The organism is Sphingomonas sp. FARSPH (assembly GCF_003355005.1).
Taxonomy (GTDB): domain Bacteria; phylum Pseudomonadota; class Alphaproteobacteria; order Sphingomonadales; family Sphingomonadaceae; genus Sphingomonas.
The window spans coordinates 2,084,975-2,097,380 of the sequence record NZ_CP029985.1; the positions used below are offsets into that span (position 1 = coordinate 2,084,975).

Here is a 12,406-nt window from a genome sequence, read left to right on the forward strand (position 1 = left end):
CCATGATGCCAAGATGGCGGTCGGGCAAGGCTTGCCTTCGCGCGCGCCAACCGCCACAGCGCAGCGGCAATGACCGCCACCGTCCAGCGCCTCGATGCCCATGCCCCCTCGCTCGAGCCGATGCTCCGGCTGGTCGCCGGCGACATGGACCATGTCAACGCGGTGATCGTCGACCGGATGAAGTCCGACATTCCGCTGATCCCGGAGCTTGCCGGCCATCTGATCGCGGGCGGCGGCAAGCGGATGCGGCCGATGCTGACGCTGGCGAGTGCCCGGTTGCTGGGGTATGAAGGTACGCGGCACCACATGCTGGCGGCGGCGGTCGAGTTCATCCACACCGCGACGTTGCTGCACGACGACGTCGTCGACGGGTCCGACCTGCGCCGCGGCAAGCGCACCGCGAACATCATCTGGGGCAATCCCGCCAGCGTACTGGTCGGCGATTTCCTGTTCAGCCGCAGTTTCGAACTGATGGTCGAGGCCGAATCGCTGAAGGTGCTGCGCATCCTGTCGAACGCGAGCGCCGTGATCGCGGAGGGCGAGGTCAACCAGCTGACCGCGGCGCGGCGCATCGACCTGCCCGAGGAACGCTACCTGGACATCATCGATGCGAAGACCGCGGCGCTGTTCGCCGCCGCCTGCCGCATCGCCGCGGTGGTCGCGGAGCGACCGGAAAGCGATGAGGCGGCACTCGACGCCTATGGCCGCAACCTCGGCATCGCGTTCCAGCTGGTCGACGATGCGATCGACTATGTCTCCGACGCGGGCACGATGGGCAAGGACGCCGGCGACGACTTCCGCGAGGGCAAGATGACGCTGCCCGTCATCCTCGCGCTCGCGCGCGGTGACGAGGCGGATCGCCAGTTCTGGAAGGACGCGGTCGAGGGCCGCCGCGCCTCGGACGCCGATTTCGCGCATGCGATCGCGCTCGTGCGCAAGACCCGCGCGGTCGACGACACGCTGGCGCGCGCGCGCCACTACGGTCAGCGTGCGATTGACGCGATCGCGGGCTTCCCCGCCGGCAAGGCGAAGGACGCGATGGTCGAAGCGGTCGCCTTCGCGGTGGCCAGGGCGTACTGACGGGCACAGGCGCGGCGACGCCCGCGCCGCTGCAAGCGTAGCGCGCAGGGCCCGGCACGGCCGGCGGGTCGGCCCCGGCCGAACCCGTCCGACGTCACGCCGGCGGCTTCGCCGTCGGCGCTCCACCGCTCAACCCCGATCGTCCCACTCGATCGTCATCGGCGCATCGATCCCCAGCGCATGATGCACCGGGCAGGCATGCGCCGCGGCCTCCAGCTTGCGCTTCTGCCGCGTGTCGAACGTGCCGCGGCACGCGGACATGCACCGCCAGCCGCGCGATCCGGCGCGGCCGATCGGCCATCTCCTTTGTCACCGTCACCGACGCGCCCGGAATGTCGAATCCGACCGATCGCGCGGCGATCGCCATGATGCTGAGGATGCAGCCACCCAGCGACACCGACAGCAGTTCGCTCGGCGAAAACCCATCCTCCCGGCCGCCCAGATCGCGCGGCGCGTCGGTGACGACGACCGCGCCCGATCCGGCATGTTCGGCGCGGCAGCGGAGGTCGCCTTCGTAGGTGACGTGCGTCTCGGTCACCCGATCAGCACCCGCCGCACTCGCCATGCAGATCGACCTGCCCCGTTTCCACCTGCAGCGTCGCATGCCCGATCCCGAACCGGTCGTGCAGCATCGCCTGCGCCGCGCCGAGGAAGGCATCGCCCGGCAGGCCGCCGGGCATCAGCAGATGCGCGGTCAGCACCGGTTCCGTCGTCGACATCGGCCAGATGTGCAGGTCGTGGATCGCGGCGACGCCGGGCAGTGCGGCGAGCGCCTGCTCCACCGCATCGTAATCGATCCCGCGCGGCACCGCGGCCAGCGACATCTCCACCGTCTCGCGCAGCAGGCCCCAGGTCTGCCAGAAGATCAGCCCGGCGATGACGAGGCTGATGACCGGATCGATCCAGCCGATCCCCGTCGCCCATATCACCATCCCCGCGACGACGACCGCGGCGGACACCGCGGCATCGCTCAGCATGTGCAGATAGGCGGCGCGGACGTTGACGTCGCCCTTGCGCCCGCTCGCGAACAACCAGGCGGTGAAGGCGTTGACGAGGATGCCGACGCCCGCGACCGCCGATACGGTGAGGCCGGCGAGCGGGGGCGGGTCGCCGATCCGCTGCACTGCCTCCAGCGCGATCGCGCCCAGCGCGACGAGCAACAGCAGCGCATTGAGCAGCGCGGCGAGGATCGTCGATCCCTTCAACCCATAGGTGAAGCGCTTGGTCGGTCCGCGCTTCGCCAGCGTCGCGCCCGCCCAGGCGACCGCCAGGCCGAGCACGTCGGACAGATTGTGCCCCGCATCCGCGAGCAGCGCGACCGATCCCGTCCACAATCCCGCGCCCGATTCCGCCAGCACGTAGGCGATGTTCAGCCCGATGCCGATCGCGAAGGCGCGGTCGAAGCTCGCGGGCGCATGGCTGTGTCCGTGATGGCCATGCCCGCCATGGCCGTGGCCGTGCGCATGGCCGTGCCCGTGGTGATCATGGCCATGGTCGTGGTGATCGTGATGAAGGTGCAACCGTTCGATCCTTGCCGCGGTGAGGCCCGCCGTGCGGGCGTATCACCGCAGCGCCAGGTGATGCTAGGACGTGGCACCCTTCGGCATTTTTTCCGCGCGGGCACCTTGTCCGCCCAACGATACCACGCCCGGCGCCCGTCACCCCGGCTCTGCAGCCAGGGTGACGGGAAAGATCGGCCCGATGTTCGCGAGCCGTCAGTCCTTGCCGAACAGCCCGCCCAGCATCCCACCGATCCCGCCCGACTCGCCGTCGGCATCGCCATCGCCATCGTTGCCCGTCGCCTGGCCGAGCACGCGGCCGATGTCGCCGAGCGCGCCTTCGCCGCCCAGATGCCCCAGGATCTGGTGCAGCACGTCGTGCGGCAGGCCGGTCGATTCGGCCGCGCTCGCCACCGTGTCGCCGTCTTCGCCGTGTGCCGCGCCCAGCGCGCCGATCGCATCGCTGACCTGTTCGGGCGACAGGCCGACCTTTTCGGCGAGATTGGTGATCGCCGGATTGCCCGAAACCTGTCCCAAGATGCCGTCCAACAGACCCATGCGTCGTCTCCTTTGGTCGAGGCGCTTGTATAGCAGTGCGGCACAGCCCCGTCTCGTGCGGAGCGTGCGGATGCGCAGGTTCCGCGACCCCCGATTTCGTGCGACAGCCGCGCGCGTGTCCGACCTGCCGATTCACGCCGTCCTCCCCCATCTCGTCGCCACGCTCCGAACGGGAACGAATGCCGTGCTCGTCGCGTCGCCGGGGGCGGGCAAGACGACCGCGGTCGCGCCCGCGCTGCTGGGCGAGGACTGGTGCACGGGCGAGGTGCTGCTGCTCTCGCCGCGCCGGCTTGCCGCGCGTGCTGCGGCCGAGCGGATGGCGGCGCTGGCGGGCGAGCCGGTCGGGGGGACGTTCGGCTATGCGACGCGGATGGATTCGCGCCGATCGGCGGCGACGCGCGTGACCGTGGTGACGGAGGGTATCTTCGTCGCGCGGATCCAGGCCGATCCAGAACTCGCCGGCGTCTCGGCGGTGCTGTTCGACGAGGTGCACGAACGCAGCCTCGACGGCGATTTCGGCCTCGCGCTGGCACTCGACGCGCAGGGGGCGGTGCGGCCGGACCTGCGGCTCGTCGCCATGTCCGCGACGCTCGACGGCAGCCGCTTCGCCGCGCTGATGGGCGCCGATGGCGCGGGCGCGCCGGTGATCGAGAGCGAGGGGCGCAGCTATCCGCTCACCCTGCGCTACCTCGGCCGCGACGCGACGGCACGCATCGAGGATTCTGTCGCCGCGGCGATCCGCCGCGCGCTCGCCGAGGAGGTGGGCGGCGTGCTCGCCTTCCTGCCCGGCGTCGGCGAGATCGAGCGGGTCGACGAGCGGCTCGCCGGCCTGTCCGACGATGTCGCGCTGCATCATCTGCACGGCAGCCTCGATCCCGCCGCGCAGCGCGCCGCGATCCGTCCCGAACCCGACGGGCGGCGCAAGGTCGTGCTGGCGACGAGCATCGCGGAAACCAGCCTGACGCTCGACGGCATCCGCATCGTCGTCGATTCGGGGCTGGCGCGCCGCGCGCGCTACGATCGCGCGGCGGGGATGACCCGGCTGGTGACCGAGCGCGCCAGCCAGGCGGCGGTGACGCAGCGTGCCGGCCGCGCCGCGCGGCAGGGGCCGGGCGTCGCCTATCGCCTGTGGGAAGAGGCCGCGACCGCGGGTCTGCCCCGCTTCGACCCGCCCGAAATCCTCGAGGCGGACCTGTCGGGCCTCGTCCTCGCCAGCGCGATCTGGGGCGTGCGCGACCCGCGCGACCTCGCCTGGCTCGATCCGCCCCCCGACGCCGCGGTGCAGGAGGGGCGCGCGCGGCTGGCGCTGATCGAGGCGATCGACGAGGCCGGCCGCCCGACGCCGCACGGGCGCCGCATCGCCGCGATGCCGATGCCGCCGCGGCTCGCGCACATGCTGCTGCGCGCCGGCGCGCTGGGGCAGGGGCGCGTCGCCGCGGAGGTGGCGGTGCTCTTGTCCGAACGCGGGCTGGGCGGCGGCGACGCCGATCTCGACACGCGGCTGAAACGCTGGCGTAGCGACCGCGGCACGAAGGCGAAGGCGGCGCGCCAGCTTGCGGAACGCTGGGCGAAGCTGGCGGGCGGCGTGCAGGGCGAGGACGACGGCGTCGAGGTGGCGATCGCGCTCGCCTTTCCCGATCGCGTCGCGCGCCGCCGCGACGCGTCGGGGGAGCACTGGGCATCGGCGGGCGGCCGCGGCTTTCGCCTTGATCCCACGAGCAGCCTCGCACGCGCCGAATGGCTGGCGGTCGCGGAGACGCAGGGCGCGGCGTCGGGCGCGCGCATCCTCGCCGCCGCGCCGATCGCGCTCGCCACGATCGAGCGGCTGTTCGCCGATCGGATCGAGACGCACCGCATTGTCGCCTTCGATCCCGGGACGGGCGGCGTCACGACGCTGCGCGAGCGCCGGCTGGGCGCGCTCCGGCTGTCGAGCGGCCCCGACGCGCAGGCGGATCCGGAGGCGATCGCCGCCGCGCTGCTCGACGCGGTGCGGAGCCGCGGCATCGACCTGTTGCCGTGGAGCGCCGGCGCCACGGCGCTGCGTCGCCGGGCCGCCTATGCCGGCGTGCCGCTCGAAGAGATGATGGCGGATCGGCTGGACGAATGGCTGCCACCGTTGCTCGCCGGCCGCCGCCGGCTCGACGCGATTCCGGCAGGCGCGCTGACCGACGCGCTGCGTAACTTGATCGGCTGGACCGAGATGCAGCGGCTCGATCGCCTCGCGCCGGCCGATTTCACCAGCCCGGCAGGCAGCACGCACGCCATCGACTATGCCGCGGAAGGGGGCCCGAAGGTCGAATTGCGCGTGCAGGCTTTGTTCGGCCTGGCCGAGCATCCGACGATCGGCGCGGCGCGCGTGCCGCTCGTCCTCAGCCTGACCAGCCCCGCCGGCCGGCCGATCCAGACGACGCAGGACCTGCCCGGCTTCTGGCGCGGCAGCTGGAGCGCGGTGGCGAAGGAAATGCGCGGCCGCTACCCAAGGCATCCGTGGCCCGACGACCCCGCCGCGGCGTCGGCGACGCTGCGCACCAAGAAGGCCGACGCCCGCCGGAGCGGGTGAGGGGGCGATCGAGCATCTCCCATCGTGAGGGCGCAAACCCTGCTTCCCCGAACCGCGCGCGCGCGTTAAGGAGCGGATCATGCCTACCGCCCGCATCTTCCAGCGCCCCAAGAACGCGATGCAGTCCGGCAAATACCGGACAGACCATTGGCAGCTCGAGTTCGAGCCCGCCGAGGCCAAGAAGCCCGATCCGCTCACCGGCTGGGCGGGTAGCGGCGACACGCGCGAGCAGGTGCGTCTGAGCTTCCCGACCGAGGCGGCGGCGATCGCCTATTGCGAGGCGCAGGGCTTCGACTACGAGGTGATCCCCGCGCCGCAGCGCAAGCTCAAGCTGCAGGCCTACGCCGACAATTTCCGCTGAGCGGCAGCCGGGGCGTCAGAACCGCCAGTCGATCTTGTCGGTATCGCCGCGGCAGATGTCGCGCAGCGCCTGCCATTCGCCTGGGCTCAGCGCCGGCGTATAGCCGCCGTTCGCGCTGATACGGAAACGCCGGGCGCGGTCCGCCGACATGGGATGCGTCGCGAGATAGGCGAGCATCCGTTCCGCCCTATCCGACCTGCCCTTGCCCGGCCCGCCGCGCCCCAGCCGGTCGAAGAACGCCGCGGTCGGCAGCGGCGACACCTTGGCGGCGCGCAGCAGGCCGATCGCATAGCCGTCCGCCTTCGCCTCCGCGTCGCGGGAATAAGCGGTGGCGAGGATCGTGTTGGTGTAGCCGCCGACATGCCCCTCCATCCCGCCGAGCAGCACCGAAAGGCCGAACTGGCGCAGCAGCCCCTCCATCACGTCGCGGTGGCGGACGTGGCCGATCTCGTGCGCGACGACGCCGGCGACCTCGTCGGGCGATTTCGCCGCGCGGATCAGTCCGTCGAACACGACGATGCGGCCGCCGGGCAAGGTCACCGCATTGACCATCGGCAGCTTGACGACATCCACCTCTAGCCGCGGATCGTCCGGGTCGATGCGCGTCGCCAGCGTCTTCAGCGCGGCGCGCCCGGCGGCATCGGTGCAGCCGCGCCGACCGAAATCGCCGACCATCGCCTCGCCCAATTGGCGCTCGACCGAATCGGGCACCAGCCGCGCGAGCAATGCGGGCGTGCGCAGCACGACGACGACCGCGACCGCCGCCAGCGCGGCAAAGACGATCGCCGCGCGCCACAGGCCCAGCCGGTCGACCCAGCGCCCGTATCGCACCGCCTGCGGCAGCGCGGCGCGCAGCGCCGGCGGCATGGGGCCGGCGAAATCGATCCGCCAGCCCGGCCGCCCTTTCAGCCCGTAGCTCGCCGATCCGGCATCGGCATGGCCGGGCACGAGATCGGCGAGCGGCAGCGCCGCGCCGGTGGCGCCGTCCTCCTCCAGCACGAACGTGTCGCCCGCGACATGCAGCCGCGCGCGCCGACGCAACGCGTTGACGCCATCGTAATGCCAGACCAGCGGCGCGTCGTCGGCCACGCCTGCGCGTTCGTCAGAAGGCGCCGACGTCACCCCCGCGCCTTCTTCAGAAGGCGCCGACATCGAACGCATCCAGCAGGCCTTCGCCCTGGCCCGGCTCGCGCGTCGTCGACTGGGTCAGCGTGTCGATCTCGACGCTGCCGTATGCGGCGAGGTGGCGGACGAAGAACGCCCAGTTGCGATAGGCGATGAAGATATAGCCGATGCCGAAGGTGAAGATGACCAACGCGTAATTGCCGATGAACAGCTTCACCCAATCCCTCGTGCGCGCCTCGAACCCGAATTCCAGATCGCCGAGGCGCGTCGCGCCCACCGCCTCGCGAAAGAAGGCGGAGAAGAACGCCGCCGCTATCACCCCCAGCACGCCGAAGAAGATCACGTAGAAGGCGATGCCGAGCAGCGCGAAGGTGACGATCACGCCCGCCGGGGGCGGTGCGCCGGGCTTGATCCCCGCCATCATGCCGGCGCCGAATCCGATCGCCGCGATTCCCAATATCGCGAAGAACAGCACGACGGGCGCGAGGTAGAACAGCATGAACCGCCCGAACACCGGCTGCCAGCGCGCGTGGCTGCGGAACTGGAGCGAGCCGAAGCTCATCGCGTTCCATCGCTCGTTCCACAGCCGCGCCATCGACCAGGGCGTCATCAGATAGGCGGTCAGCGTCGCGACCATGCTGCGCCAGAACCACGACCAGCCATAGGCGATGCCCTGCCGGTCGCTGCCGCCGCGGATACCGTGCCACAGGGTGCGGCTGAGCCGATAGCGCAGCGCGCGGAACCGCGCGACGCCGAGCAGGAACAGCGCGAGCAGGTAGAGGATGCCGACCATCAGCGCGCCCGCCCCCTGATGCCCCCGCATCAGCACGCCCTGCAGCACCAGGTTGATGACGCCGAACGGCAGCACGAAGAGCACGAAGGCGAGCAGATAGCCGATGAACAGCTCCAGCCCGGTGCCCGTCCATTCCAGCCGGTCGTCGATGAAGACCGTGCGGCTCCACAGATAGCGCCGCGTCCGCGCGCGGCCCCAGAAGCTGTAGATGCCGAGCGTCACGATCGTCAGCAGCAGGTTGGTGAACGCGATCGGCGCATATTCCTGCCATGTCCCGCGAAAGCGGAACGCGCGCTGTGCCGCCGAACCCTGATCCGTCATGCAAATCCCCCCGGCCGCGAAGGTGACGCGGCCGGGGGGCGGGGGCAAGCCGATATTCGGTTAAGAATGGTTCATTTCGCGGATCAGCGCAGAAAGGCGTCGACCGCTTGCGCGAACGCTTCCGGCTGGTCGAGCATGACGAAATGCGCCGCATCGCCGATCTCGACCACGGTCAGCTTCGGCGTACCCTTGTACGCATCGCGATACAGCGCATCGACGCTCGCCTGCGGCACGGTGGCGTTATAGGGGACGATCAACGTCACCGGCGCGGCGATCCGGGGCAGGTCGGCGGAAACGTCGGTCGTCAGATCCTCGTACATCGCCTGCGCAGCGACACGCGTGTCGGCCTTCGCCACCCAGGCCTGCACCGCAGCGCGCGACGCGGGCTTGATCGCCATCGATGCGGCGAGCGCCGCACCGGTGGCGGGGTCGGCGGGCTTGCCATATTGCGCGCGCATCATGTCGCGCATCGCCTGCGCGCGCGGGGTGATCGCGGCGACCGTCATCTGCGGCCCGAACAGCCGGCCGTAAAACGGCAGCGAATCGACGATCATCACGCGCCCGACATCGCCCGGGTGCGCCAGCGCGATCTTCATCGCGAGGAGGCCGCCCATCGAATGGCCGACGAGCGCGACCTTCGCCAGCTTTTCGCGCGCCAGATAGCCGTCGAGGTCGGCGACGACGCCGTCGAGAATGCCGGGCGACAGGTTCGCGCCCGCATCGTCGCCGGCGAATCCGTTGACCTGCACGACGATGACGCGGTGATGCGGCGCCAGCTGCGCGACCGTCGCATCCCACACCGCGGCGGGCGACGACAGGCCGGGGATCAGCACCACCGGGCTGCCCGTCCCGACCGAGCGGATCGCGATATGCGGCAGCCGCACGTCGCGCGCCGCGGGGGCAGAGGCCGGGGCCGCCTGCGCTTGGCCATGATGGGGCGCAAGGACGATGCCGAGCGTGACGAGCGAGGCGGCGATACGCAGGGGGAGATGACGGATCATGAAGCTTGCTCCTTGGAAGGACTGACGAACACGTCTTCGATGGCAAGGCCGAACAGCTCGGCGATCTTGAAGGCGAGGGGAAGCGACGGGTCGTAGCGGCCCGTCTCGATCGCGTTGACGCTCTGCCGGCTGACCTCCAGCCGATCGCCCAGGTCCTGTTGCGACCACCCCCGCTCGGCGCGCAGCACGCGCAGGCGGTTGTTCATGCGGCCCTCCGTTCGAGCACCGCGTTGAGACAGGCGCCGACGCCAAGGCCGCCGAACCAGACGATCGGCCAGGCATAAGCGACGAGGTGCGGCACGAGTTCGAAGTTCTCGAGGAACCCCCAGAAGGTCGCCGCGGTCATCGCGACGCCGCTCGCGACGATCACCTGCCGCGCCATCAGCATGCGCAGATATTCGTCGCGCTCCTCGGCGAAATACACGCCGATGACCGCGAAGAAGCCCGACACCGGCAGCGCGGGCGCGACCCCCAGCAGATAGGCGAGCGGGCCGGTCGCCATGTGCCGCACGAACAGCCAGCACACCGGCAACAGGATGGCGGCATAGACGACGGAAAGGATGATGATGCGCCGGTTGTAGCGGCGTTGGGCGGGAGAACAGGCCATGTTCGAAGAACCTCCGATTCGATGTGAAGGAGGCTTTACATGGAAAGTTCGCTTTACGTCAAGTGAGCTTTACGTTTTGGCGTGCAGCCTTTCCACCATGTCGCGCGCCAGCACGCCGAGCGTATCGTCGCGCGCGCCCATCACGACGATACGGTCGCCGGGTCGCGCGGCCGCGATCAGCATCGCGGCCGCGGCGGCGCGGTCGGGGACGTGGCGCGCGTCGCGGCCGCGGGCGGTGAGGTCGGCGACGATGTCCGCGCTCGTCACCTCGCGCGCGACGGTGCCGCCGAAATAGACGGGGTCGGGCAGGACCAGCATATCCTCCGCCGCCATGCGTGCGGCGAGGCTGTCGACCAGCTCGGCGCGCATCACCTTCAGCGGGCCATAGCCGTGCGGCTGGAACAGCAGCAGCAGCCGGCCGGGAAAGGCGTGCAGCGTGTCGAGCGTCGCGCCGATCTTGTCGGGGTTGTGCCCGAAATCGTCGATCACGGTGACGCCGTGCGCCTCGCCGACCTTCTCGAACCGGCGCTTGAGGCCCGTGAATCCCTCGATCGCGCGCGCTGCTTCGTCCAGCGGCACGCCCGCCGCTACCGCTGCCCCGATTGCGGCGAGCGCGTTGGCGACGTTGTGCCGCCCGGGCACCACGAGCCGCACGCGCATCCGGTCGACACCCTCAGCCTTCCGCGCCTCCGGGGCTCCCTCCCTCTCCCGGCGGGAGAGGGAAGAGGATGCGAAGCGTCCGAAGGGTGAGGGTGATCGGACGACGAGGTCGAATCCGATCGCGAACGGCTCCGGCGTCAGCGCTTCCGCGACCAGATCGGCCTCGCCCTCCACCGCGAAGGTCAGCGTCCGGTCCATCCCCGCGACGAGCGCCGCCGTTTCCGCATCGCCGACGTTGGCGACGACGCAGCGCGCCTTGCCCGCGAAATCGCCGAACAGCTGGCGCAACTCGTCCAGCGCCTTGTGGTCGAGGCTGACGTTGTTGAGCACCGCGATGTCGGGGCGGTACAATGCGATCGACCCGTCGCTTTCGTCGACCTCGCTGACGAAGGCGGTCCCGGCCCCCACCAGCGCGCTGGCGAAGGGCGCGTCGGCATGCGCGAAATTGGTCATCACCGCGCCGTTCATCACCGTCGGATCGCGGCCTGTGGCGTGGAAGATCCAGCCGATCATGCCCGTGACGGTCGACTTGCCGCTCGTCCCCGCGACGCCGATCCGCGTCCCGCTCTGGTTGAACAGGTCGCTGAGCAATTGCGCGCGGCTTTTGCGCGGGCAGCCCAGCCGGTTCGCCGCGACGATGTCCGCGACATCGTCCTCGACCGCGGTGGAGGCGACGACGATCTGCTCGCGCGAGACGATGCCGCTGCCGTCCTGCGGATGCAGGCGGATGCCCAAAGCCTCCAGCGCGGCGAATTTCGCGGGCACGCGCCCCTGGTCCAGCCCCCGGTCGGAGCCCTCGACGGCCGCGCCGCGCCCCGCCAGGATCATCGCCAGCGGCATCATCCCCGATCCGCCGATCCCCACCAGGAAGAAACGCCGCCCGTCCAGCGGGCCGTTGTTGCTGTTCGTCATCCCGCCGCGCTATCCGGGCGACCGGACCGGGGCAAGGCCGCCCCGACGAACGGGGGCAGACGAAGACATGCGGATCGGCGTAGTGGCCCCGGCCAGCATCGGCAACCAGGAGGCGGAAGCGCCCTTCCTCGCCTTCGCGGCGCTCGCCTATCCGGAGGTCGACCTCGTCGTCCATCCGCAATGCTGGGAACGCGACGGTCATTTCGCGGGCTCCGACGCGCGGCGGGCGGACGCCTTCCTCGAATTCGCCAACGACCCCGGTTTCGACGCGATCTGGTTCCTGCGCGGCGGCTATGGCTCGAACCGCATCCTGCCGCTGGTCATGCCGCAGCTGGGGCCGGCGGCGCGGCACAAGAGCTACCTCGGCTATTCCGACATGGGGTTCCTGCTCGGCGCGCTCTATGCGCGGCGGATCGGGCGGCCGGTGCATGGCCCGATGGCGAGCGACATCCGGCGCCAGCACGGCGACCAGACGATCGCCCGCTCGCTCGGCTGGCTCGCGCGCGGCGACCGCCAGGGACTGGAGCCGGGGCTCGACGGCCGCCCCGCCGCGGCGTTCAACCTGTCGATCCTGGGCGCGCTGATCGGCACGCCGTGGCTGCCCGACCTCACCGACCACGTGCTGCTGATCGAGGAGGTGTCGGAACCGATGTACAATATCGACCGGCTGCTGTTCCACATGGGCCATGCGACGCAGCTGAAGGGGCTGGCCGGCGTGCGCCTGGGGTCCGTCACCGCAGTCACGCCCAACGAGCCCGAATGGAACGAGCCGATCGAGGCGATGGTGCAGCGCTGGTGCGGCGACCTCGGCGTTCCCTACCTCGGTCGCGCCGACATCGGCCACACGCAGAGCAACCGCATCGTTCCGTTCGGCATCGCCTAACTCATTCCTCCCCTGCCTTGCAGGGGAGGGGGGGCCGCTCGCGAAG

The 12,406-nt window shown here is 70.6% G+C and carries 13 protein-coding genes; 4 read left to right on the forward strand and 9 right to left on the reverse strand.

What is annotated here, in order from left to right; translation table 11 throughout:
• Positions 1-69 precede the first annotated feature (69 nt).
• A complete protein-coding gene (locus tag DM480_RS09870) occupies positions 70-1,080 on the forward strand; it encodes a polyprenyl synthetase family protein (RefSeq protein ID WP_115378665.1) in 1,011 nt (336 codons plus the stop codon).
• 94 nt (positions 1,081-1,174) lie between these two features.
• Here the strand turns inward: DM480_RS09870 and DM480_RS09875 are convergent, their stop codons facing one another.
• The 3 genes from DM480_RS09875 to DM480_RS09885 form a co-directional block, all read right to left on the reverse strand.
• Positions 1,175-1,645 carry an OsmC family protein gene (locus tag DM480_RS09875; RefSeq protein ID WP_157968785.1) on the reverse strand — a complete coding sequence of 157 codons (471 nt, stop codon included), beginning with the start codon at positions 1,643-1,645 and terminating at the stop codon, positions 1,175-1,177.
• Positions 1,623-2,600 carry a cation diffusion facilitator family transporter gene (locus tag DM480_RS09880; protein ID WP_115378667.1) on the reverse strand — a complete coding sequence of 326 codons (978 nt, stop codon included), beginning with the start codon at positions 2,598-2,600 and terminating at the stop codon, positions 1,623-1,625. The genes DM480_RS09875 and DM480_RS09880 overlap by 23 nt, the downstream gene beginning before the upstream one ends.
• A gap of 195 nt (positions 2,601-2,795) precedes the next feature.
• Positions 2,796-3,137 (reverse strand): hypothetical protein, encoded by a 342-nt coding sequence (locus DM480_RS09885; RefSeq protein ID WP_115378668.1) that lies wholly within the window; start codon positions 3,135-3,137, stop codon positions 2,796-2,798.
• A 70-nt stretch (positions 3,138-3,207) separates the two neighbouring features.
• Here DM480_RS09885 and hrpB point away from each other — a divergent pair, with 70 nt between their 5' ends.
• Together hrpB and DM480_RS09895 are read left to right on the forward strand one after the other, a co-directional pair.
• On the forward strand, positions 3,208-5,697 hold the full coding sequence (gene hrpB / locus DM480_RS09890) for an ATP-dependent helicase HrpB (protein WP_115381124.1): 2,490 nt from the start codon (positions 3,208-3,210) through the stop codon (positions 5,695-5,697).
• Positions 5,698-5,776: 79 nt separating this feature from the next.
• Complete coding sequence (locus DM480_RS09895) at positions 5,777-6,058, forward strand: ETC complex I subunit (protein ID WP_115378669.1); 282 nt, start codon at positions 5,777-5,779, stop codon at positions 6,056-6,058.
• Between the two features lie 15 nt (positions 6,059-6,073).
• Here DM480_RS09895 and DM480_RS09900 read toward each other — a convergent pair whose 3' ends face one another.
• The 6 genes from DM480_RS09900 to DM480_RS09925 form a co-directional block, all read right to left on the reverse strand.
• Entirely contained in the window at positions 6,074-7,147 is a 1,074-nt protein-coding gene (locus DM480_RS09900; RefSeq protein WP_232833948.1) for a M48 family metallopeptidase, read from the reverse strand.
• 46 nt (positions 7,148-7,193) lie between these two features.
• Positions 7,194-8,297, reverse strand: a complete 1,104-nt coding sequence (locus tag DM480_RS09905) for a YjgN family protein (protein ID WP_115378671.1) — start codon at positions 8,295-8,297, stop codon at positions 7,194-7,196.
• An 83-nt stretch (positions 8,298-8,380) separates the two neighbouring features.
• On the reverse strand, positions 8,381-9,298 hold the full coding sequence (locus tag DM480_RS09910) for an alpha/beta fold hydrolase (protein ID WP_115378672.1): 918 nt from the start codon (positions 9,296-9,298) through the stop codon (positions 8,381-8,383).
• Positions 9,295-9,504 carry a helix-turn-helix transcriptional regulator gene (locus DM480_RS09915; protein ID WP_115378673.1) on the reverse strand — a complete coding sequence of 70 codons (210 nt, stop codon included), beginning with the start codon at positions 9,502-9,504 and terminating at the stop codon, positions 9,295-9,297. The genes DM480_RS09910 and DM480_RS09915 overlap by 4 nt, the downstream gene beginning before the upstream one ends.
• On the reverse strand, positions 9,501-9,905 hold the full coding sequence (locus tag DM480_RS09920; RefSeq protein ID WP_115378674.1) for a hypothetical protein: 405 nt from the start codon (positions 9,903-9,905) through the stop codon (positions 9,501-9,503). The genes DM480_RS09915 and DM480_RS09920 overlap by 4 nt, the downstream gene beginning before the upstream one ends.
• A gap of 69 nt (positions 9,906-9,974) precedes the next feature.
• Positions 9,975-11,477 (reverse strand): glutamate ligase domain-containing protein, encoded by a 1,503-nt coding sequence (locus DM480_RS09925; protein ID WP_115378675.1) that lies wholly within the window; start codon positions 11,475-11,477, stop codon positions 9,975-9,977.
• 67 nt (positions 11,478-11,544) lie between these two features.
• Here DM480_RS09925 and DM480_RS09930 point away from each other — a divergent pair, with 67 nt between their 5' ends.
• Positions 11,545-12,360, forward strand: a complete 816-nt coding sequence (locus tag DM480_RS09930) for an LD-carboxypeptidase (RefSeq protein WP_115378676.1) — start codon at positions 11,545-11,547, stop codon at positions 12,358-12,360.
• The last annotated feature ends 46 nt before the right edge of the window (positions 12,361-12,406 follow it).